This is a genomic window from Actinoplanes sp. CA-015351 (genome assembly GCF_050955685.1).
In the GTDB taxonomy this organism is placed as follows: Bacteria; Actinomycetota; Actinomycetes; order Mycobacteriales; family Micromonosporaceae; genus Actinoplanes.
Genome location: NZ_CP192102.1, coordinates 5,884,406 through 5,905,579 on the forward strand (window position 1 = coordinate 5,884,406; position 21,174 = coordinate 5,905,579).

21 protein-coding genes are annotated in these 21,174 nt (G+C 69.8%); 12 read left to right on the forward strand and 9 right to left on the reverse strand.

What is annotated here, in order from left to right; translation table 11 throughout:
• Window positions 1-52 precede the first annotated feature (52 nt).
• The 5 genes from ACQP2E_RS26805 to ACQP2E_RS26825 all read left to right on the forward strand — a co-directional run bounded on the left by ACQP2E_RS26805 (window position 53) and on the right by ACQP2E_RS26825 (window position 4,095).
• Complete coding sequence (locus tag ACQP2E_RS26805; protein WP_433834064.1) at window positions 53-1,036, forward strand: LacI family DNA-binding transcriptional regulator; 984 nt, start codon at window positions 53-55, stop codon at window positions 1,034-1,036.
• A gap of 141 nt (window positions 1,037-1,177) precedes the next feature.
• The gene (locus ACQP2E_RS26810; protein ID WP_433825712.1) at window positions 1,178-1,576 is read left to right on the forward strand and encodes a spore germination protein GerW family protein; all 399 of its coding nucleotides are present in this window, start codon (window positions 1,178-1,180) and stop codon (window positions 1,574-1,576) included.
• Between the two features lie 77 nt (window positions 1,577-1,653).
• Window positions 1,654-2,184, forward strand: a complete 531-nt coding sequence (locus tag ACQP2E_RS26815; protein WP_433825713.1) for a SigE family RNA polymerase sigma factor — start codon at window positions 1,654-1,656, stop codon at window positions 2,182-2,184.
• Window positions 2,181-3,032 carry a hypothetical protein gene (locus ACQP2E_RS26820; protein WP_433825714.1) on the forward strand — a complete coding sequence of 284 codons (852 nt, stop codon included), beginning with the start codon at window positions 2,181-2,183 and terminating at the stop codon, window positions 3,030-3,032. Before ACQP2E_RS26815 ends, ACQP2E_RS26820 begins: the two co-directional genes overlap by 4 nt.
• Before the next feature lie 13 nt (window positions 3,033-3,045).
• Window positions 3,046-4,095, forward strand: a complete 1,050-nt coding sequence (locus tag ACQP2E_RS26825) for an amidoligase family protein (protein WP_433825715.1) — start codon at window positions 3,046-3,048, stop codon at window positions 4,093-4,095.
• Here the strand turns inward: ACQP2E_RS26825 and ACQP2E_RS26830 are convergent.
• Together ACQP2E_RS26830 and ACQP2E_RS26835 are read right to left on the reverse strand one after the other, a co-directional pair.
• On the reverse strand, window positions 4,089-4,922 hold the full coding sequence (locus ACQP2E_RS26830; RefSeq protein ID WP_433825716.1) for an arabinan endo-1,5-alpha-L-arabinosidase: 834 nt from the start codon (window positions 4,920-4,922) through the stop codon (window positions 4,089-4,091). The two genes, ACQP2E_RS26825 and ACQP2E_RS26830, sit on opposite strands and share 7 nt — an antisense overlap.
• Entirely contained in the window at window positions 4,831-5,886 is a 1,056-nt protein-coding gene (locus ACQP2E_RS26835) for a DUF1932 domain-containing protein (RefSeq protein WP_433825717.1), read from the reverse strand. Before ACQP2E_RS26835 ends, ACQP2E_RS26830 begins: the two co-directional genes overlap by 92 nt.
• Window positions 5,887-6,066: 180 nt before the next feature.
• Between ACQP2E_RS26835 and ACQP2E_RS26840 the strand changes: the two genes are divergently transcribed.
• Genes ACQP2E_RS26840 through ACQP2E_RS26855 form a run of 4 tightly spaced genes read left to right on the forward strand, consistent with a single transcriptional unit; the run spans window position 6,067 to window position 9,497 of the window.
• A complete protein-coding gene (locus ACQP2E_RS26840) occupies window positions 6,067-6,792 on the forward strand; it encodes a PIG-L deacetylase family protein (protein ID WP_433825718.1) in 726 nt (241 codons plus the stop codon).
• Window positions 6,789-7,475, forward strand: coding sequence for a 4-carboxy-4-hydroxy-2-oxoadipate aldolase/oxaloacetate decarboxylase (locus ACQP2E_RS26845; protein WP_433825719.1), 687 nt, complete (start codon window positions 6,789-6,791; stop codon window positions 7,473-7,475). The genes ACQP2E_RS26840 and ACQP2E_RS26845 overlap by 4 nt, the downstream gene beginning before the upstream one ends.
• Window positions 7,472-8,539: a 4-oxalomesaconate tautomerase gene (locus ACQP2E_RS26850; RefSeq protein ID WP_433825720.1), complete on the forward strand. Its 1,068-nt coding sequence runs from the start codon at window positions 7,472-7,474 to the stop codon at window positions 8,537-8,539. Before ACQP2E_RS26845 ends, ACQP2E_RS26850 begins: the two co-directional genes overlap by 4 nt.
• A complete protein-coding gene (locus ACQP2E_RS26855) occupies window positions 8,532-9,497 on the forward strand; it encodes a VOC family protein (RefSeq protein WP_433825721.1) in 966 nt (321 codons plus the stop codon). The genes ACQP2E_RS26850 and ACQP2E_RS26855 overlap by 8 nt, the downstream gene beginning before the upstream one ends.
• Window positions 9,498-9,500: 3 nt before the next feature.
• Here ACQP2E_RS26855 and ACQP2E_RS26860 read toward each other — a convergent pair whose 3' ends face one another.
• Complete coding sequence (locus ACQP2E_RS26860; RefSeq protein ID WP_433825722.1) at window positions 9,501-10,199, reverse strand: GntR family transcriptional regulator; 699 nt, start codon at window positions 10,197-10,199, stop codon at window positions 9,501-9,503.
• A gap of 257 nt (window positions 10,200-10,456) precedes the next feature.
• Between ACQP2E_RS26860 and ACQP2E_RS26865 the strand changes: the two genes are divergently transcribed.
• Window positions 10,457-11,767, forward strand: a complete 1,311-nt coding sequence (locus ACQP2E_RS26865) for an MFS transporter (protein ID WP_433825723.1) — start codon at window positions 10,457-10,459, stop codon at window positions 11,765-11,767.
• A 540-nt stretch (window positions 11,768-12,307) separates the two neighbouring features.
• Window positions 12,308-13,819: a tannase/feruloyl esterase family alpha/beta hydrolase gene (locus ACQP2E_RS26870; RefSeq protein WP_433825724.1), complete on the forward strand. Its 1,512-nt coding sequence runs from the start codon at window positions 12,308-12,310 to the stop codon at window positions 13,817-13,819.
• Between the two features lie 685 nt (window positions 13,820-14,504).
• Here ACQP2E_RS26870 and ACQP2E_RS26875 read toward each other — a convergent pair.
• Complete coding sequence (locus ACQP2E_RS26875; protein WP_433825725.1) at window positions 14,505-15,266, reverse strand: alpha/beta fold hydrolase; 762 nt, start codon at window positions 15,264-15,266, stop codon at window positions 14,505-14,507.
• Between the two features lie 249 nt (window positions 15,267-15,515).
• On the opposite strand from ACQP2E_RS26875, the gene ACQP2E_RS26880 reads away from it, so the two are divergent.
• Window positions 15,516-16,472, forward strand: coding sequence for a LysR family transcriptional regulator (locus tag ACQP2E_RS26880; RefSeq protein WP_433825726.1), 957 nt, complete (start codon window positions 15,516-15,518; stop codon window positions 16,470-16,472).
• A gap of 65 nt (window positions 16,473-16,537) precedes the next feature.
• Here the strand turns inward: ACQP2E_RS26880 and ACQP2E_RS26885 are convergent, their stop codons facing one another.
• The 5 genes from ACQP2E_RS26885 to ACQP2E_RS26905 are packed head-to-tail and all read right to left on the reverse strand — an operon-like array spanning window position 16,538 to window position 21,134.
• The gene (locus tag ACQP2E_RS26885) at window positions 16,538-17,737 is read right to left on the reverse strand and encodes a vWA domain-containing protein (RefSeq protein ID WP_433825727.1); all 1,200 of its coding nucleotides are present in this window, start codon (window positions 17,735-17,737) and stop codon (window positions 16,538-16,540) included.
• Window positions 17,738-17,742: 5 nt separating this feature from the next.
• On the reverse strand, window positions 17,743-18,741 hold the full coding sequence (locus ACQP2E_RS26890; RefSeq protein WP_433825728.1) for an SRPBCC domain-containing protein: 999 nt from the start codon (window positions 18,739-18,741) through the stop codon (window positions 17,743-17,745).
• Entirely contained in the window at window positions 18,738-19,601 is an 864-nt protein-coding gene (locus ACQP2E_RS26895) for an AAA family ATPase (RefSeq protein WP_433825729.1), read from the reverse strand. Before ACQP2E_RS26895 ends, ACQP2E_RS26890 begins: the two co-directional genes overlap by 4 nt.
• Window positions 19,588-20,166 carry a nucleotidyltransferase family protein gene (locus ACQP2E_RS26900; RefSeq protein WP_433825730.1) on the reverse strand — a complete coding sequence of 193 codons (579 nt, stop codon included), beginning with the start codon at window positions 20,164-20,166 and terminating at the stop codon, window positions 19,588-19,590. The genes ACQP2E_RS26895 and ACQP2E_RS26900 overlap by 14 nt, the downstream gene beginning before the upstream one ends.
• Complete coding sequence (locus ACQP2E_RS26905; protein ID WP_433825731.1) at window positions 20,163-21,134, reverse strand: XdhC family protein; 972 nt, start codon at window positions 21,132-21,134, stop codon at window positions 20,163-20,165. Before ACQP2E_RS26905 ends, ACQP2E_RS26900 begins: the two co-directional genes overlap by 4 nt.
• Window positions 21,135-21,174: the final 40 nt, after the last annotated feature.

Genomic DNA, 21,174 nt, shown 5'->3' on the forward strand with positions numbered 1-21,174 from the left:
GCTCCGCGCCGGCTCGGACGTCCCCGGCGGGCGTCGCAAGCAGCGCGTCTCGATGGCCGACGTGGCCCGCCTCGCCGGCGTCTCCTCACAGACCGTCTCCCGCGTCGCCAACGGCCAGGCCGGCGTCGTCGAGTCCACCCGCGAGCAGGTGCTCGCCGCGATGCGCGAGCTGGGCTACCGGCCGAACAGCGCGGCCCGCTCCCTGCGATACGGCCGCTTCAACACCATCGGCGTGATCCTTTTCGGCCTGGCGTCCACCGGCAACAGCCGGACCGTCGAGGCCATCGCCACCCACGCCGCCGCCGAGGGTTACGCGATCACCCTGATCCCGGTCGGCATGCCCACCCAGGACAACGTGCTCGGCGCCTTCACCAGGATGGGCGAGCTGGCCGTCGACGGCGTCATCCTGATCATCGAGGTGCACCTGCTGGACGCGGCCGCGGTGACCCTGCCGCCCGGCGTGCACGTCGTGGTGGTCGACTCGGACGCCGGCGACCGGTACCCCGTCGTCGACACCGACCAGGCCGACGGCGCCCGCCAGGCCGTCCGCCACCTGCTCGACCTCGGCCACCACACCGTCCACCACGTGGCCGGCCCCGCCGAGTCGTACGCGGCCGAACGCCGTACCGGCGCCTGGCGCACGGCCCTGGAGGAGTCCGGCCGCCCGGTCCCCGTCGTGGAACGAGGCGACTGGTCCGCCGACTCCGGGTACCACGCCGGCCTGCGCCTGGCCGCCGACCCGTCCTGCACAGCGATCTTCGCGGCAAACGACCAGATGGCCCTGGGCGTGCTGCGAGCCCTGCACGAGTCAGGCCGCCAGGTCCCGGCCGAGGTCAGCGTCGTCGGCTTCGACGACATAGCCGACGCGTCGTCCTACCTTCCGCCGCTGACCACGGTTCACCAGGATTTCGCCGAGGTGGGCCGCCGCTGCGTCCACCTGCTCCTCGACCAGATCCATCAGGAACCCACCCCACCCGGCACCGACCTGGTGCCCACCACCCTGATCCCCCGGGCCAGCACAGCCCCACCACCCTGACCGGAGCCACCAACCGCGTGTTGATTTCAGGTGCGTATCGCGCCCGAACTCGACACGCGTGGGGGTGCGGGGCTGCGAGGGCTTGACCCTTGGGGGCAGGCTGGGTGGGTCGAAAAGGCTTTGCGGCGAAGGGGTACGTCAATGGCTCCCAGGACTGACAGCAGCGACATTCTTGCTCAGGCGCGGGAAGGCACCGGTGCGGCCGCGGCCGGGCGGGTCTTCGGTACGCCGGTCGAGCAGGACGGTGTCACCGTGATTCCGGTGGCGATCGTCTCCGGCGGTGGCGGGGGTGGTTCCGGCAGCGGGACCGCACCGGCCGGAGACGCGGAAAGCACCGCCGACGGTGCGGAACGGCCTCAGGGCGAGGGCTCCGGGGGCGGGTTCGGGTTCTCGGCCCGGCCGGCCGGCGTTTATGTGATCAAGGATGGCAGTGTCACGTGGCGTCCGGCCGTCAACGTGAACGCGATCGTCGCCGGTGGGCAGCTCGTGCTGCTGGCCGCGTTCCTGGTGGCCCGTTCCGTTCTTCGCGGCCGCCGCTGAGCCTCGGTCACGCGTACCGAAGAAAGTTTTTCTGTGAACGAGTGCACGGAACGGTCCCGTCGCGCGTCGATATAGGTGTGACCTTCGAGCAATTCGCGGTGGCCCGCCTTCCCAGCCTGCTGCGGTACGCGGTCGTCCTCACCGGCGACCGCGACCTCGCGCAGGATGTGGTGCAGGAAGTGCTGGCTCGTGCCCAGGTCAAGTGGCGGCGGATCAGTGGTTCGGACTCGCCGGACGCCTATGTGCGCCGGATGGTGCTCAACGAGTACCTGTCGTGGCGGCGCAGCTGGGCGTTCCGGAACGTGCATGCCGCCGGTGAGCGGCTCGCGGAGCTGGACGCTGCCCGGGGTGGCGTGGGCGATCACGCGAACACCGTGGTCGAGGCGGACGCGTTGTGGAACCGGCTGTCGCTGCTGGGCCGTAAGCAGAGGGCCGTGCTGGTGCTGCGCTACTACGAGCAGATCGACGATGAGACCATCGCTGACCTGCTCGGATGCACTCCCGCTACGGTTCGCAGCCAGGCTTCGAAAGCGCTGCGGACACTGCGTCTCGAACAGCAAGAAGAACAAGAACAGAGACAACGGATCCACGCCGAGGAGTGGTCGTGACCCTGCACGCTGACCGGCTGCGCGAAGCCTTCCAGACCCACGAGAACGAGACACCCGACCCGGCTTTGGTGTACGCCCGGGTCGAGGAACTCGCCCGCAAGCGGCGGTGGCGCCTCCGGGGCGCGCAGGCCGCCGGCGGCGCGGTGCTCAGCGCCGGCCTGATCGCGGGCGTCGCGAACCTGCCCGCCATCCTGCCGGCCGGACCGCAGAGCGTGCCGGTGGCCGGGCTGCCCGCCGGAGCACCGGCGTCACCTGAGCCGGACCCCTCCGCCTCGGAGAAAGAGCTGCTGGAGCGGTGGGAGGCCTTCTTCGGTGCCGGCTACAGCTACAACGAGGCCGTTGAGCTGGCCGGGCTGTGGCAGATGAGCCCGGAGAACATCGGCGCGGTCAAGGCCGAGGCCGGCCGGCGACTGCTGCTCGGCGAGACGCTGCCGGTCCAGCCGGTTCCGGGTGAGCCGTCGGCGGGGCCGTCGGGCGACCCGATGATCGACCCGACCGTCGACCCGGAGGTGCAGAAGCGGCTCGACGCCTACTTCGGCGCCGGGTACGACTGGGAGGACGCCGAGAAACTCGCGGAGCTGTGGAAACTCGACGACCCCTACGAGGCGAAGGTCGAGGGCGGCAAGCGCCTGCTCGCCGGCGAGAAGCTGCCGGGTGTGAAGGCCGACAAGAAGCAGGCAGCGGAGTTCCAGTCGGGCTTGCAGGCGACAGCGTTCTTCGAGGCCGGGTACGACCGTGAGGACGCGGTGAAGCTCGCGAAGCTGTGGAAACTCGACGACGTCTTCGCCGCCAAGGTCGCCGCCGGCAAGAAACTGCTGGCCGGCGAGACGCTGCCCTTCCAGCCGTGAGAGACAGCAACCCATGACCGAGCGTTTGCGCCGGCGGATCGGCTTCGAGATCGAGCTGATGGCGCCGCCCGGTGTCAGCCGGCGCACCCTCGCGTTCGACGTGGCCGGGCGCTGTGGGGGCAGCGTCCGGCCCATCTGGCACCACGACAGTGAGCCGTCGCTGGTCCCGGGCCTGGGCCGGTTCCTGCATCTGACCCAGGGCTTCGAGGTACGCCGGGACGACGGCTCACTGCTCTGCACACTCGTCGACGACGTGACGCTGCTGAACGGCCTGGATCAGCGGGCGCCGGCCGTTCCCGGCTGGTTCCGCCTCCTCACCGACGACGGGCGGCTGCTGCGGTTGCTGGCCGCCCAGTGTGATCCCGCGTCCCCGCTGCCGGTCGCCCTGGATTCCGTCGCGAAACTGTGGGGCACCGAGGTCAAGCAGCACGGGCAGGTCTTCCGCCTGAACGACGCGGCCGGGGCGACGATCGCGCTGGCCGCGCCGCTGCCGGGTGAGCGGGAACGGCCCTGCGAGGTGATCACTCCCCCGCTGGCGTCGGGCCATCGTGAGGCGCTCGCCGAATTGCTCGGGCCGGCCCGGGAGCTGGGGTTCACGATCCCGCACGAGGCAGCGGTGCATATGCATCTGGATGGCGGCCCGTTCCGCTCTGCCCCGGCGCTGTCGAATCTGGTGCGGCTGTTCGCGTTCTACCGCGAGGAGCTGCGAGCTTTACTGGGAACAAATCCGGCATGTCGCCGTCTGGCGCCGCTCCCGGAAGCACTGGTCTCCCTCACAAAAAATCCGGAAAACCCGACAATCGACGAACTGCGCCAGGCCGCGCACGCGGGCGGGCTCAGCAAGTTCTTCGACGTCAACCTCACCCAGCTTCTCAAGGACGATTTCGTACGCGACACCGTAGAGGTCCGCATCCTCCCCGGCATGATCGACGAGAACCAGATCGTCGACCGGGCGGCGCTGGTCGAGCTGCTCCTGGAGCGCTGCCTCGACCCAGCGCCGCTGCCGATCGGCGAGGACCTGCTGGAGTTGGCCGCCGATGCCCTGGCGGACCGGGATCAGTAGACGTACGGCCAGTTCGACGAGTCCCAGCCGAGCAGGTTGATGCCGAGCTTGGCGTCACCGCTCGCCTGGTAGTAGTGGTACGCCAGCACGGTCTGCGAGCCGTCCTGGAAAACCGCCGGGTGCCCGGGGCCGTAAACCGCGTCGTGCGAGGCCAGGATCTCGCTGCCGCCACCGGCGGTCATCGCGGTGCCGGCCTTGTCGGCGTACGGGCCGGTGATGCTCTTGGAGCGGCCGACCATGACGCGGTACGTGCTGGACGCGCCCTTGCAGCACAGGTCGAACGCCACGAACAGGTAGAAGTACCCGTTGCGCTCGAAGATGACCGGCGCCTCGATCGACTTGCTGTTCACGAACCGCTCAGCGATCGGGCGGATGGTGCTGTCGGCCAGCTTGCCGGTCGACGCGTTCAGCTTGACGAGCTTGATGCCGCTCCAGAACGAGCCGAAGCTCAGCCACCACTCACCCGAGGACGTGACGATCAGGTTCGGGTCGATCGCGTTGTATCCGCTGGTGGCGGTGGACTCGACGACCTTGCCGTAGTTGGTCCAGGTGCCGGCCGCGCCGGTCGTGCTGCCGGCCAGGAAGATCGCCGACTTGCTGGAGCCGAACGTGGAGGCCGAGTAGTACATCAGGTACTTGCCGCCGACGTAACTGATGTCCGGCGCCCACAGGTTCTTGTCGCTCGCGGTGTACGCGTCGGCCCACGGCGTGCCGCTGGGGAAGGCCTTGCCCGCGTCAACGAAGTTGGTGCGGTCCGAGGAGGTCTTGAGGCCGATGCCGGGCGAGGTGTACCCGAGCAGGTAACCGCCGGTCGGCCGCTTGATCATCGTCGGGTCGTGGGCGAACGTCGAACCGGTGATCGGGCCGGGATTGGGATAGGTGGCGGCGTCGGCCATCTTCAGGCCGTAGATGCTGGCCGACGCCGCGACGAGAGCGGTCACGGCGGTCAGCAGGAGCTTGCGCGCTTTCACGGGGGATCGCCTTTCGGTGGGGGATACCCCTCAGTGTCTTGCAGCGCTGAAAAGGTTGCTCAGTCTTTTCATCGATGAGATCGCCGAGCCAGTCGCGACTGGCCTCGGCGACCCGGGCCGGCACGCCCAGGTCGCCGAGGAGCTCAGCGGCCGCCGCCATCTCGTGGCGGCGGCGGACGGCGTGCTTGCGCGAGCCGTCGACCAGCCGATCCAGGGTGTCGGCGTTGCTGCGGATCAGCTCGGTGGTGATGTTGCCCCGGAGCCACTCCTCCAGGCCGGCCACCTTGGCGGCTTCCAGGGCCTCGACCACCGCGGCGGCCATCCCCTTGTAGAAGACGCTGCGCAGCAGCTTGCGGGTGGCGGCCGCGCCGGCCGGTCCGTCCAGCACGGTCACGTCGGCGCCGTATCCGCCCAGGATCTCGGCGAGCTCCCCCGCGGCCGGGCCGCTCATCGTCATCGGGGTGCGCAGGCCGCGGCCGGGCACCGGGGACATCAGGGCGACGTCGACCGCCCTCTCCCAGGACGCGGCGAGGCGTTCCTTCAGGGCCGGCGTCGCGGTGTTGAGGTCGGCCCAGATCGCGCCGGGCTTCAGCGACGGCAGCGCATCGCGCAGCGCCTGCTCCGCGTCGGCCGCGCTGTTCACGCTCAGCACGACGTCGGCGCCCTCGCAGGCCTCGGCATCAGTGGTTTTCAGCGTCACACCCACTGCGGATGTAGCGACTTTGGGGTCATACGCCTGGACCGACGCACCCGCGGCGACCAGGTCGGCGGCGATGAGACTGCCGGCCTCACCCAGGCCCAGCACAGCGATCACGGTCATGCCCAACCTCCACGGACGCCAGCTTCATGATCCCGAGTGTTCCCATGCGGCGACAGGATTGTCAACAATTGTTTCGCCGACCACGCTAGCCTACGCTGGCTGGCAACTCCCGCGTAACAGGAACGCCCCCAGCTCGGGGATTGTTGACAATCTTGTCAGAAATTCGGATGGGAACACGTGATGACCGAATCCACCCTGGTACTCACCGCACACCCCGGCGACTTCGTCTGGCGTGCCGGCGGCGCGATCGCCCTGGCCGCCTCCCGCGGACAGCGGGTGGTGATCGGCTGCATGAGCTTCGGTGAGCGCGGTGAGTCCGCCTCGCTGTGGCGCAAGGGTTACTCCCTCGACCAGGTCAAGGCCCACCGTCGTGACGAGGCCGAGCAGGCCGCCAAGGTGCTCGGCGCCGAGATCCGCTTCTTCGACGCGAACGACTATCCGCTGGTGGAGACGCCGGAACTGTTGCAGGGGCTGATCGACCTGTACCGCGAGGTGCAGCCGTCCGTCGTGCTGACCCATGCCGCCGCCGACCCGTACAACGGTGACCACGCCTTCGCGCACGCTCTCGCGCTCAAGGCCCGGATCCTCGCGCAGGCGCCCGGTGTCCAGGGGCCCGGCGAGGTGATCGGCGCTCCCCCGGTCTTCTGCTTCGAGCCGCACCAGCCCGAGCAGTGCGGCTTCATCCCGAACGTGCTGCTCGACATCACCCCGGTGTGGGAGCGCAAGCGTGAGGCCATGCAGATCCTCGCGGCGCAGAAGCACCTGCACACGTACTACACCGACCTGGGCTCGCGGCGCGGTCTGCAGGCGGCCCGCAACTCCGGGCCGAACCTGGGGCTGCCGAACGACACCTACGGCGAGGCGTACATGCGGCTCTACCCGCAGGTCACCCAGGAGCTGTCATGAGCCGCCACGTGGTCGTCCGCACGTCCAAGCGGGTCCCGTCCGAGATCCTGGAGGGTCTTGCCGAGGCCGGCTCCTCCACGGTCCACGAGGCGGACGGCCGGCGCGGCGCGATCGGCCCAGCGATCACGCCGATTCAATCCGGCGTCCGGCGAGCCGGCTCGGCGGTCACCGTCTCCTGCCACCCCGGCGACAACCTGATGATCCACGCCGCCGTCGAACAGGTCCGGCCCGGTGACATCGTGGTGATCACGACGACCTCGCCGTCGACCGACGGGATGCTCGGCGACCTGCTCGCCACCTCGCTGCGGGCGCGCGGCGCGATCGGCGTGATCCTCGACGCCGGCGTCCGGGACGTCGCCGAGCTGCGCGAGATGGGCTTCCCGGTCTGGTCCCGGGCGATCAGCACGCAGGGCACCGTGAAGGCCAGCCCCGGTTCGGTGAACGTGCCGATCGTGGTCGGCGGTCAGGTGATCAACCCGGGTGACGCGGTGATCGCCGACGACGACGGCGTGGTGGTGGTCGCGCACGAGCGCGCGGCCGAGGTTCTGGAGGCGGCCCGGAAACGGACCGCCAACGAGGAGTCCAAGCGGGAACGTCTCGCGGCCGGCGAACTCGGCCTGGACATGTACCAGCTACGGCCCCTGCTGGCCGAACTCGGCGTCGTCTACGTGGACGAGCCGTGAGCGTCCCCGTCCTGATCATGCGTGGCGGCACGTCCAAGGGCGCCTATTTCCTGAAGTCCGATCTGCCGGCTCAGGACGACGAGCGAGATGATCTCCTGCTGCGGATCATGGGCTCGCCCGACCCGCGCCAGATCGACGGCATCGGCGGCGGTCACCCGCTGACCAGCAAGGTCGCCGTGATCAGCGCCTCCGACGATCCGGACGCCGACGTCGATTACCTCTTCCTGCAGGTCCAGGTGGACCAGCCCCGGGTCAGCGCCGAACAGCCCTGCGGCAACATCCTCGCCGGGGTCGGGCCCTTCGCGATCGAGCGCGCGCTTGTCAGCGCCTCCGGCGAGACCACGAGGGTACGCGTCCGCATGGTCAACACCGGCGCGCTGGCGACCGTCCACGTGCCGACCCGGGACGGCCGGCCGGTCTACGCCGGGGACACCGCGATCAGTGGGGTTCCCGGGACGGCCGCCCGGCTGCTCGTCGAGTTCCAGGACACCGCCGGTTCGGTCGCCGGATCGCTGCTGCCGACCGGGAACGCCGTGGACGACCTGGACGGCACACCGGCCACCCTCATCGACAACGGGATGCCGGTGGTCGTGATGACCGCCCGCTCGCTCGGCGTCACCGGTTACGAGACTCCGGCCCAGCTGGAAGCCGACGGCCGCCTGCGCCGGCGGGTCGAGGAGCTGCGCATCGCGGCCGGCAAGCTGATGGGTCTCGGCGACGTCAGCTCTTCGACCGTACCCAAGATGTGTTTGATCTCGCCGCCCGCGAAGGGTGGCGCGCTGAGCACGCGGATGTTCATCCCGCATCGCGTCCATACGCAGATCGGGGTGCTCGCGGCGGTGACCGTCGGCACGGCGGTGGCGCTGCCGGGGAGCGTGGCCTCCGCTGAGTTCTCCTCCGACTCGCCGGGGAACACCCTCCGGATCGAGCATCCGACCGGGTTCACCGACGTGGTGATCGATCTCGATGCCGGCACGTCGGCCATCGTCAGCACCGCCCGTCTGATCATGGAGGGGCGGGTTCATCCCCGGCTCACTGAAGAAGGGGTCATCTCCCATGGCTGAAAAACTCCGCGACATCGCCCACGTCTCGGCGGTGGAGCTGCTCACGCCCACTCTCGACGACACGGTCCGGTTCTTCACCGACCAGATGGCGATGGAGGTCGTCGAGCGGCGCGGCAACAGCGCTTACCTGCACGCCTGGGACGACTACGAGAAGTTCAGCGTCAAGGTCACCGGCGGGAACACCTCCGGCATCGGGCGGACCTGGTTGCGGGCACGCAGCCCGGAGGCCCTGGCCCGGCGGGTGGAGGCCATCACGGCGGCCGGCTTCGGCGAGGGGTGGAGCACTGACGAATCGGCCTACGGTCCGGTCTTCCACTTCACCGACCCGGACGGGCATCCGTTCGGCGTCTACTACGACACCGAGCGGTACGTGGCCTCGGACGCGACCCGGCCGTCGCTGAAGAACCAGGCCGCGCGTTTCCCCGGGCGCGGCTCCAACGTGCGGCGGCTGGACCACGTCAACTTCCTGGCCCAGGACGTGCCGCTCAACGAGGATTTCGTCTCGGGCGCGCTGACCGGCCGGGCCAGCGAGCAGATCGTGCTGGACACCGGCGTGAAGGCCGCGGTCTGGTACACGTTCTCCGACAAGTCCTACGACGTCGTCTACACCCGTGACTGGACCGGCACCAAGGGCCGGCTGCATCACGTGGCGTTCGCGACCGACACCCGCGAGGACATTCTGCGCGCCGCCGACGTGTTCCTCGAGGCCGGCGTGCACATCGAGACCGGGCCGCACAAGCACGCCATCCAGCAGACGTTCTTCCTGTACGTCTGGGAGCCCGGCGGCAACCGGATCGAGCTGTGCAACGCCGGCGCCCGGCTGCTGCTCGCCCCGGACCACGAGGTGATCACCTGGACCGAGGCGGAGCGCGCGAAGGGTCAGGCGTGGGGCCTCAAGACCATCGAGACGTTCCACACGCACGGGACTCCGCCGATCGCCGAGGCGGAGTGGGCCTGACTGTTACTGCATCATTCCGGGGTCTTCGAGGGAGCGCAGCACCTCGATGACGCTGGCGATGTGGTCACGCATCGCCGACTCGGCGGCCTGCGGATCGCGGTCGCGGATGGCCGTGATGATGCGCTCGTGCTGCGGCAGCGAGGCGAGCGGCCGGCCGGGCAGCAGGGAGAGCATGAACTGGTGCCGGGCCAGCTGCGCGCGCAGCGTGTCGATCAGCCGGTCGGCCGTGGCGTGCCCGGCGATCGTGCGGACCAGGGCGTGCAGCCGCACGTTCAGATCGCTGTAACGGCGGAACTCGCCGGACTCGACGGCACGGCGCATCAGCAGCCCGATCTCGTCGAGCTCGCTGGCGTCGGAGTCGGTGACCCGTTCCGCGGCCTGCGCCGCCACGAGGCCTTCGAGCACCATCCGGACCTGGGTGATCTCGATGGTCTCGGCGAGGCTGATCTTGCGTACCTGAGCGCCGCGGTTGCGCTGGATCTCGACAAGGCCCTCGCCGGAGAGGTCCTGCAGGGCCAGCCGGATGTTGAACCGGCTCACGCCGAAGCGCTCGATCAGCTGAGCCTCGACGAGCCGCTCACCCGGCATGTACTCACCCGACAGGATCGCTGTGCGCAAGTCGTCGCGGGCGGTGGCCTTGTCCTTCCCGTCGTCCGTCCGGCGGGGCCGTCGCACCCCGGTGAGGTTCTTCTCCGCAGACATGTACTTCCCGTCGCTGGTGTGCCGACCCGCTAGTCCGGTGACCGGTAGATTACCGCGCCGCCCCGCTCGCCCGCCGTGACCGCTGGCCAGGCACCGCGACACATCGATCGCCATTGTCAACAATCACAGCTTCTTGATCTAGCCTCCGACATGAGCTGGCAAGACGTCGGAAACTGATTGTTGACAATAATGGTGACAACGAGCACGATCCCGGTGACGCGCACCACGTTCGCTCGCCCCCTTGAGAGGAACCACCGATGTCCGCTTCGCCACGGACCGGCCGCCTCGCCGGAATCGTCGTCGCCATCTGCTGGCTCGTCGTGCTCTTCGACGGCGTCGACCTGTTCATCTACGGCGCTGTGCTGCCCGGCATGCTCGACGATCCGGAGCTCGGCCTGACCCCCGCGGCGGCCGGCAGTCTCGGCAGTTACGCGACCTTCGGCATGCTGCTCGGTGCTCTCGCATCCGGGCCGCTGACCGACCGGATCGGCCGCAAGAAAATGATCATCGCGAGCACGGTGATCTTCTCGCTGGCCTCCGGCGCCTGCGCGGCGGCGCCCACGCTGGGCGTCTTCGGCCTCGGCCGCTTCGTCGCCGGCCTCGGCCTCGGCGGCCTGCTGCCGATCGCGCTCACCATGGTCGCCGAGTTCGCGCCGGCCGGCCGGCGCAACCTGATGATCGGCTCGTTGATGACCGCGCACCAGGCCGGCGGCATCCTCGCGGCGACACTCGGGCTGTGGCTGCTCGATTCGTTCGGGTGGCGGGCGGCGTACTGGATCGGCGTTCTTCCGCTGTTCATCGCGGTCCCGCTGGTGGCGCGCTTCCTCCCGGAGTCGCTGAGCTTCCTGGTCGCCCGGGGCCGGACCGGCGACGCCACGGCGATGGCCGTGCGGTACGGCGTCGAGGTGCCCGCCGCCGCGCCGGCTCACTCGTCGATGGGTCGTTCGTCGCTGTCGCTGTTGTTCGCCGCCGGCCGATGGAAGCAGACAGTGCTGTTCTGGTGCACCTCGTTCGGCGGCCTGCTGCTGGTCTACGGCGTCAACACCTGGCTGCCGACCATGATGCGCGCCGAGGGGTACGACCTCGGCTCGGCGCTGGCCTTCCTCATCGTGATCAACCTGGGTGGCATCGTCGGCATGCTCGTCGCCGGCCGGGTCGCCGACCGTTTCGGCGCGGTCCGGGTCGCGGCGGTGTGGTTCGCTCTCACGGCGGTCGGTGTCTACCTGCTCGGTGTGCGTACGCCGCTCGCCGTCACGTACCTGATCGTCTTCCTGGCCGGCGTCTTCCTCTTCAGCGCGCAGACCATGGTGTACGCCGCGGTGACCGCCCGGTACAGCACCGCGAACCGGGCCACGGCCGTCGGCTCGACCGCCGGCATCGGGCGCTTCGGCGCGGTGTTCGGCCCGTGGCTGGGCGGCCAGCTGGTCGCCAGCAACAACCAGGGGTGGGGTTTCACGGCCTTCGCCGTCACGGCGATGCTCGCCACGATCTTCGTGCTGCTGGCAGGCCTGGCCGGCCGCGGTGCCCCGGTGTCGCCTCCGCTCGCCGAGCCGGTCCCGGCGCGTTGATCGGATCGTGATCCGGCTGGCTGTCACTGCTGTCTCGCGCGCCCGGAGACAGCAGTGACAGCCAGCCGGCCGAATGAGCCGGCGCCCCGGCAAGCTGGCGTGCCGTAAGCCGGCGCCCCCGCAAACCGGCGCCTTCGCAAACCGGCGCCCCCTCAAACCGGCGCCTTCGCAAGCCGCCGCACGGGGTCCCGCTGTGTTGATTTGGGGTGCGATTCGGACCTGCCGTCGACACGAGCAGTCGTTCTGCGGCCTGCGTGTCGACATGGGGTGCGGATCGCACCCCAAATCAACACACTGGACCGTAAGTCGCCAGGAGCCGGTCGAATCGGTTTTCTGATTGTTGACAATATTGCTAGCCATCTTGTTTACAGGGACATCGAGTCTTATCGTTTGCGACACATCGCTGCAACAACTCACTGTGGAACAGGGAGATGTCGCATGTCCTCAGCAAGATTGCTAACAATCACCCTCCTCACCCTTCTCCTGGCCCCGGCACCGGCGGTTGCCAGTCCTCGACCGTCGCAACCCCTCAAACCGGTCATGGAGTGCTCCGAGGTCACCTCGATCACGCTGCCCGGCGTCACCTGGAAGTCCGCGACGGTGAGCAGTGAGGGCGCACCCGCGCCCTACTGCTCCGTCGAGGGCACGATCGCCCCGGCGAACACCATCGTCATGCGGTTGCCGGTCAACGGCTGGACGCGGCGTTACCTGCAGACCGGATGCGGCGGGCTCTGCGGGTCGGCGCGGATCAACTACACCCAGGCGGCGTCCTGCGCGCCGATCGCGGACGGCACCATCGCCAGCGCCACCACCGACATGGGGCACCAGGGACAGAACGACGGCTCGTGGGCCGCCGGCAATCCGCAGGCGCTCATCGACTTCGCGTATCGCGGGGTGCACGTCACGGCGCAGGTCGCCAAGGCGGTGATCCAGCGGTTCTACGGGCGGGCGCCGGCGTACAGCTACTTCAGCGGCTGCTCGGACGGCGGGCGCGAGGCGCTCATGGAGGCCCAGCGGTACCCGGACGACTTCGACGGAATCATCGCCGGGGCACCCGCGAACAACCTGGTCGTGCAGAACACCTTCCACCACGCGTGGAACGTGCTCGCCAACAAGGATGCCGACGGGAAGTACATCCTGCTCGCCGGAAAGCTGCCGCTGATCCACGCAGCGGTGATGGCTCGCTGCGACGGGATCGACGGCCTGGTCGACGGGGTGCTCGACGATCCGCGGAACTGCCGGTTCGACCCGGGGTCGCTGATCTGTGACGATGCCACGGCATGCCTGACCCGGGCCGAGGCCGCCGTCGTCCGCAAGCTGCACGACGGCGCGACCGACGGGCACGGCAACCGGCTTGAGCAGGAGATCTCCCACGAGTGGGGCTCCGAACTGGACTGGACGCTGTTCGTGCCGGCGGCACAGGGTCAGGTGACGTTCAGTGAGAACATCGCGCTGTCGTTCCTGCGCTATCTCGCGTACCGGAATGTCGCTGACCCGGACTATCAGCTCAGCGACCTGAAGTTCACCGTGGCGTCGTTCTGGAAGACGGTCCGGACCTCGGACTACCTGTCCGCCACCGACCCGGATCTGCGCCGGTTCCGCGCCTCCGGCGGGAAGCTGCTGCTCTGGCACGGCTGGTCGGACCAGCACATCTCGCCGCAGGCCACATTGCAGTACTACGACAGCATCAAGCCGTCCGGGTTCGCCCGGCTCTACCTGTTCCCCGGGCTGGCGCACTGCTCGGCCGGGCTCGGGCCGAACAGCTTCGACATCCTCACCCCGATGCTGAACTGGGTCGAGAAGGGCACCTCCCCCGGCGCGGTGATCGCCACGAACGGCAGCCGCTCCCGGCCGGTGTTCCCGTACCCGAAGGTGGCCCGCTACGACGGCACCGGCAGCACGGACGACGCCGCGAACTTCGTACCGGTGACGCCGCAACGGGAGTCGGCAGTGGGTTACCGGTGGGTGGGTGCGGGGTTGTACTCGCATGGCTACCAGGCAGGATGCCGCGTGGTCGACGGCAAGCTGGTGTGCACGCCGTTACGACCCTGACGAGCGGTCCGGGGCAGGGGCGGCGTTCAACCGCGCCGCTCCTGCTTGTCCGCTGGAGGCCGTACTTCACCGCCTCCGGGAGAACGGTGAGCGCACACGAACAGGTTGCGCGTGCGCTCACCGCCGTTGCGCGAGCGGCTGGTGTGCGCTGGCCGCCCGGGGCGAGCGGTTCGAGTGCGCTGGTTTGATCAAAGCCCTCGGGGTGCTGCGAAGTCCTGGGCAGCGGCGTGGACGGGGTCACACGGAACCGCTCGGTGCGGCTTCAACCACGCGATAGCCGAGACGCGAGCACACGCACCGACTACGTGAGCCCTCATCACCGCCGAGTGGCGCTTCCATGAGCCCTCGTCACCGCCGAGTGGCACTTCCGTGCGCCCCCGCCTCCGATCTTGTGGACTTCCCCGAAACGGTTCGGGGAAGTCCACAAGATCGAGAACCTCTCTCGAAACTCGTGAGCTTGTGCCGCCATGCCAGCCACAAACTCACAAGATCTCAACCGCCGCGCCCGACTCGATCAAGCCGATCAAGCCGAGCGCGGCGGGAAGAGCTGCGCGAGGCGAGACCGAGCGTGGCCAGTCCAAGCAGGCCAGACCAAGCAGGCCAGACCAAGCAGGCCAGACCAAGCAGGCCAGACCAAGCAGGCCAGACCAAGCGGGCGGGGCGGGCGAGGTGGGCGGGGCCGTGGTCAGGAGAGGAAGTCGACGACGGCTGGGGAGAAGGCCGGCTCTCGGACCGCGCCCAGGTGGTCGCCGTCGATGACGGTCAGCTGGGCGCCCGGGATCGCCTTCGCCAGCACCTCCGGCCGGGCCGCGAGCACGTCGTCGCGGCCGACCACCAGCAGCGTCGGCACGGTGATCGTGTCGAGCGGGATCGGGTCCGCGTGCATTCGGGCGGCCTGCGCGGTGAGGGCGGCCCGGTCGCCGCCGACCGCGTCGATGAAGGCGCGGAAGCCGGCCGCCGCCGGGTTGCTGATCGTCGCCGGATCCTCGGCGCCGAGGGCCTCACGCAGCGGTTCCGGGCCGATCACCCGGGTGTCGACACCACCGAGCTCCACCACCGCCGCGCCGACCCCGCCGATCACCAGGCGCCGGATCCGGGTGTCCCGGGTCGCGGTGATCAACGAGACGATCGCGCCCATCGAGTAGCCGACCAGGTCGACGGCCGGCTCGCCGAGCAGGTCCATCAGGGTGATCAGGTCGTCGGACATCCGTACCTCGCCGTAGAACGACGGGTCGTGCGGCTTCCCGGAGCGGCCGTGTCCTCGGGCGTCGATCGCCACGACGCGGCGGCCGGCGGCGGTCAGTGCGTCGACCACGCCGGGCAGGACCCAGTTGGTCACCCCGTTCGCGATGAAACCGTGGTGCAGCAGGACGGGCGGCTGTGACGAACTTCCCTCCCACGTCTGGTAGTAGATCTCGACACCGTCGGTGGCCTGGAAGCTGGGCATGTGTGCTCGTTCCCTTCTCGGCGAATACGGGCTGTGGACCGGCGAATACGGGCTGTGGACCGGCGAATACGGCTGTGGACCGGCGAATACGGGCTGTGGACCGGCGAATGCGGGGCACAGACTACGATCGCCGACCATGATCACGCATCGGTGAGATCGCCAGCATGTGCGACGTGTGCAGCCGACGCGGCGTGATCGCGATAGATTGCGAGTGAGCTTCCCATTACTCCATAGGGGGATTTCCGGGCCGTGACCCCCACCCAGTTGCGCGCTTATTCCGCCGTGGTCCGCTTCGGCTCGGTCAAGCTGGCCGCTGCCCAGCTGGAGGTCTCCGAGTCAGCGGTCTCCCTGCACATAGGCCAGTTGCGCAAGGAGCTCGGCGACCAGCTGTTCTCCCGTGCCGCCGGCGGCCTCACCTTCACCCCGGGTGGCCTGCGGCTGGCCAGCCGGGCCACCGAGATGCTCGGCCTGCAGGACATCACGGTTCTGGAGGTGAGTTCGGCCGGCCAGGGCCGCCGACTGCTGCGGGCAGGCGCGTCGAGCCTGTTCGCCGAGCACGCCGCGCCAGGCCTGATCGAGCTGTTCGCGAACCGTGCCGCCGACCTCGACCTGGAGCTCAGCGTCCGCAATCCGGGCTCGTTCGTCGAGGCCCTGGTGGAGCGGACCATCGACATCGCGCTGGGCCCGCCGCCGGCCACCGCCGATCCGGCGGTGGTGTGCCGCCCGGTCATGTACTACCGGGTCGTCACGGTCGCCTCGCCGGATCATCCGCTGGCCGGCACCCAGCCCACGCTGCGTCAGCTGCGCGAGCAGACCTGGCTGCTGGGCCCGTCCGCGGTGGCCGACAGCGGCGCGATTCGCACGCTGGTGCGCCGGCTCGGCATTCCCGACGACCGGCAGCAGATCTTCCAGAGCCACGCGGCCGCGGTGGAGGAGGCGAAACGGGGACGGGGCGTCGCGGCGGCGTTGTCGTTCACTGTCGCGCCGGAGGTCCGCAAGGGACACCTGGTGAGTTTCTGCGGATCGCACGCCAGCCTTGAGGAGGTCTGGCACTCGATCACCCTGGCCGAGCCGGGCACCCCGTCGGCCGCCGGTGAGCTGGCCCGGTTCGCCTCCACGCCGCGGGCGATCCAGGCGATGATGCGCGGCACCGGCATCAACAAGACCCGGTTCCGCCCGTCGGTGCACGTCACGCTCTGGAGCTGATCTCCGCGAGCCCGCCGGTGCACGTCACGCTCTGGAGCTGACCTCCGCGAGCCCGCCGGTGCACGTCACGCTCTGGAGCTGATCTCCGCGAGCGCGCCGGTCAGATCGGCGAAGGTCGCGGCCGGCATCAGCCGGTCGCAGAACGGCAAGGCGGCGGCCATGGCCGCCACGCGCGGGGTGAAGCCAGGCGCGCCGGCGCGAGGATTGAGCCAGACCATTTTGTACGCACGACGGCGCATCCGTGCCATCACCGCAGCCATCATCTCCGGCGGATCGCTGTCCCACCCGTCCGACGCGATGATCACGATGCCGCCGCGCAGGGCGTTACCGTGGTGCGAGTCGAGCACCGCCCGCAGGTTCGAGGCGATCCGGGTCCCGCCGAACCGGTCGGTGACCGCCGCGCTCGCCTGATCGACCGCGTCGGCCGCCGAGGCGTGCCGCAGCACCGGGGTGAGCCGGGTCAGCGTGGTGGCGAACGCGAACACCTCGGCATCGGCGACCAGCGCGAACGCTCGCATCATCTGCAGGTACGCGGCGGCCTGCGCCCGCATCGACTCGCTGACGTCGCAGATCAGCACGACCCGCCGGGGTTCGCGTACCTGCCGCTGGCGGACCACCGTGATCGCTTCCCAGCCGGTACGCCGGGCGCGGGCGATGGTCGGCCGCAACGCCACCCGGCGGCCGGCCCGATGCACGGCGTATTTGCGGGTGCGCCGCTGCGGCCAGCGCTGCAACGCGGCGCGCAGGTCGTCGCCGAGCGCCCGGATCTGGCCCTCGTCGAGCTCCTCGAAGGGCCGTTCGGCGAGCCCGGCCAGGTCGCTGGGGCGTAGTTCGGGCACGAGCAGGCCGGAGTCCTCCCCGGTGTCGCCGGCGGACACGGCCGGCGGCAGCGTCGCCCACGGCAACCCCTCACCAGCGGCGGTGCCGTCCCCACCGGCCGGAACCTTGACGTGCACACCGTCGTCGTGCCGGTTCGGCTGGCCGGCCGTCCGGTTCAGCGGCAGCGAAACGACGTCGTCGAACACGGCCGCGAAGACCTCGTCGAACACGGCAAGGTCGCTGTGCCGGCGGACCAGGGCGACCCGGGCGGTCCAGTACAGCGTGTGCCGTGCCGTCGGCGGGCTGGCGGCGAGGGCCCGGACCAGGTCGTCGGTCTCGGTGATCCCGCAGGCCAGCCCGGCACGGCGCAGCCGGGCCACGAACGCGACGGCGAACGCGGCCCGGTCGGCGCCGCGCAGCAGCACCGGGGAGTCAGCGGCGGACAACGGGATCAGGGCCGGGCGACAGCCCAGACGATCACGGCGGCGACCACAGCCACGCCGATGACGACCGGGATGGCCCGCTTGTAGATCGAGGTGCCCGCCACCTCCAGCAGGTCAAGGGCTTCCGGCTCCGCCGACTCGATCTTCCGCTCGGTACTCGCGGCAGGCTCGGTACTCACGGCAGGCTCGGTACTCACGGCAGGCTCGGTACTCACGGCAGGCTCGGTACTCACGGCAGGCTCGATCGTCCGCTCGCCGGTCGCGGTTTTCTCCAGGTTGGCCGGCGGGACGTTGAGCGGGGCGATCGGCTCCGGGGTGCCCTCGGCGGTCGTGGTGCGACCGGCGGCCGGTTCCACCTCACCGGCGGAGGGGTCCGGCACTGCCGGGGCGGTCACCGAGGTCTCGGACGCAGCAGTGCCGGGAGCGACCTCGCCGAGGGCGGCCGCGGTGGCCGGCGCGGTCTCCACGGCGGCGGCCGAGACAGCCGTTTCCGGCGCGACGGACTCCGCGGTCGCGGATGCCACCACGGGCTCAGGGGCAGGCTCGGCGGCGGGTGTCTCGTCGTTGGCGAGCTTCTTCTCCAGGTTCGTGACGAACTGGGTCAGCAGCTTGCCGGACACCTCTTTGATCATGCCGCTGCCGAACTGGGCCAGCTTGCCGCTGATCTTCAGGTCGGTCTCGACGTTGACCTGGGTGCTGTCGTCGCCCGCCGGGGTGAGCCAGGCGGTCACCACGGCCGCGGCGTTGCCGGCCGAGCGCGCGTCCCGGCCCTTCGCGTCGATCACTGCGCGGTAGGCGGCGTCGTCCTTGGAGGTGAACTGCGCCGTACCCGCGAAGTCGGAGATCACCGGACCGACCTTGACCTTCACCCGGCCCTTGTAGACCTCGCCGTCGACGCCGGTGAGCTGGGCGCCGGGCATGCACGGCGCGATGCCTTCCAGGTCGGTGAGCACCTGCCAGGCCCGGTCGATCGGGGTGTGCACGACGAACTCGTTGTTCAGCTTCATGAGCGGGTCTCCTGGTGAACGGCTCCGGCGACCAGGTCACGGTCGTCGGGGGTCTTGGCGATGGTGCCGATGGTTCGCAGGACGTCCGCGTCGGCCAGCTCGGTGACGCCGAGCGCGGCCAGGGCGGACACCCAGTCGATGGTTTCGGCGAGGCCGGGCGCCTTGTCCAAATCGAGCCGGCGGACCTTGCCGATGAACTCGGTCGCGTTGCGGATCAGCGGCGCCGACGCGCCCGGCACCGACCGGCGCACGATGGTGGCGGCGCGCTCGGCGGCCGGGAACTCGATCCAGTGGTACAGGCAGCGGCGGCGCAGCGCGTCGTGCAGGTCGCGGCTGCGGTTCGAGGTGAGCACCACGATCGGCGGCCGGGTCGCGGCGAACGTGCCCAGTTCCGGGATGGTGATCGCGGCTTCGCCGAGGAACTCGAAGAGCAGCGCCTCGAACTCGTCGTCGGCCCGGTCGATCTCGTCGATCAGCAGCACCGGCGGGGTGGGGCCGGCGTGGCGTACCGCGCGCAGGATCGGCCGTTCCTGGAGGAAGTCGGCGGTGAACAGGTCGGCGTCGGCAAGCGTGGCGCCCTGTGCCTCGGCGAGCCGGATGTGCAGCAGCTGACGCTGGTAGTTCCACTCGTAGAGTGCTTCGCCGGCGGTCAGTCCCTCGTAACACTGCAGGCGGATGAACGGGGTGTCCAGGGCCTGGGCGAGTGCCTTGGCGGCGGCCGTCTTGCCGACGCCGGGCTCGCCTTCGAGCAGCAGCGGCTTGCCGAGCCGGATGGACAGGAAGATCGCCATGGCGAGGCCGTCGTCGACCAGGTAGTTCACCGCGTCCAGCCGCTCGGCGACCTCTTCAGGATTGTTCACTGGACCTCAGCAGCCGCTCGTAGTCTTTCCGGGTATCCACATCGATCGGCACCGTACCCTCGGCGTCCACTTCGGTCACCGGGTAGCGACCGGAGTGCAGCAGTTTCCAGACCGCCTTGTCGCCGTGCAGGTTCGCCAGTTCGCCGAAGACCTCGCGGTGGAACAGGAACGGGTGGCCGAGACCGTCGGCATAGCGGCAGACGCCCAGGGGTGTCGGTGCCGCGCAGAGACGGCGTACGGCGGCGGGCTGGATGCCGGGCTGGTCGCCGAGGAGCAGGACGAGGCGATCGGTTTCGGTCAGGAACGGGACGGCCGAGCTGATCGATGAACCACAGCCCGATCCGAAATCAGGGTTGTCGATCACCCGTACCCCAGCGAAGTCGACCTGGGCACGGACGGCCTCGGCCGAACCGCCCAGGGTGACCAGAATTTCGTCAAAGCCGCAGGCACGGGCCATGTCGAGGGTGGCGTCGAGCAGAGTGCGGCCGCGGAACGGCAGCAGCTGCTTGGGCTCGCCGAGCCGCCGTGAGCCGCCGCCGGCCAGTACCAGCCCGGTGACCGTCATCGCGCCGCGGTGAACTTCTTCAGACAGCCGGGGCAGCAGAACCAGTAGTCCTCGCCGTCCACGACGCCGTGCGGCGTCTCTGGTCCGATCACCACGGTCATGCCACAGATGGGGTCGATCGCGGTGGCGGCCGGCGCCTCAAGGGTGATCGGCCCGACGGGCAACGTCGGGCCGGCCACGAGTTCCGGTTCGGCTTTGGCCAGGGCGGCGGACTCGCCGTGCATGGCCGGGTGGCCGCTCGTCGACCTCGACGAGGCGGCGAGGCCGCCGACCCGCAGCTCCCGGACGATCTCCCCCATGATCGCGAGCGCGATCTCCTTGGGGGTACGGGCACCGATGTCGAGCCCGGCGTGCGGGCGGATCCGCTCCCGCTCGTCCTCGCTCAGCTCCATGGCGTCGAGCACCACGGCCGCCCGCTTGTGGCTGGCGACCAGCGCGATCAGGCCGACACCGGCGTCCAGCGCACCGCGGATGGCGCGTTCCTCGTCGCGGCCGAGCCCGGCCACGACAGCCGCAGTCACGCCAGCATAGGCGCCGGACGGCGAGATATCGAAGTCGAGAAACGCGGCGAGTTCGGTGACGGCCGCACCGATCGGGGTGGAGCCGGCCACCGCGACGAGTGGTTTCGGCAGCACCGGGCGCAGAAAGATCTCGATCGCCCCGCCGGAGTGGCAGGGGTTGACTACGACGAGCGCGCCGGGCGTCTCCGGGAAGCCGGCCTCGTCCTCCGGCAGGACCCGCAGCAGCACGGTGTTGCCGTCACGCAGCGACTCCATGGCAGCGGCGCGCACCGACGTCTCCGCGCAGACCCCGCCGACGAAGCCCTCGATGGACCCGTCGGCCAGGATCACCGCGTCGTCGCCGGCCCGGGCCGAGGTCGGCTCCTGCGCACGGACCACTGTCGCGTGCACGAAAGGCCGGCGTGCCTCGGTCAGCTCGCGTGCTCGCTCGGCGGTGGTCGTCGTCATTTCCGTACCCCTCAATGTGCGGAAGGGTCGCGCCGGAGCG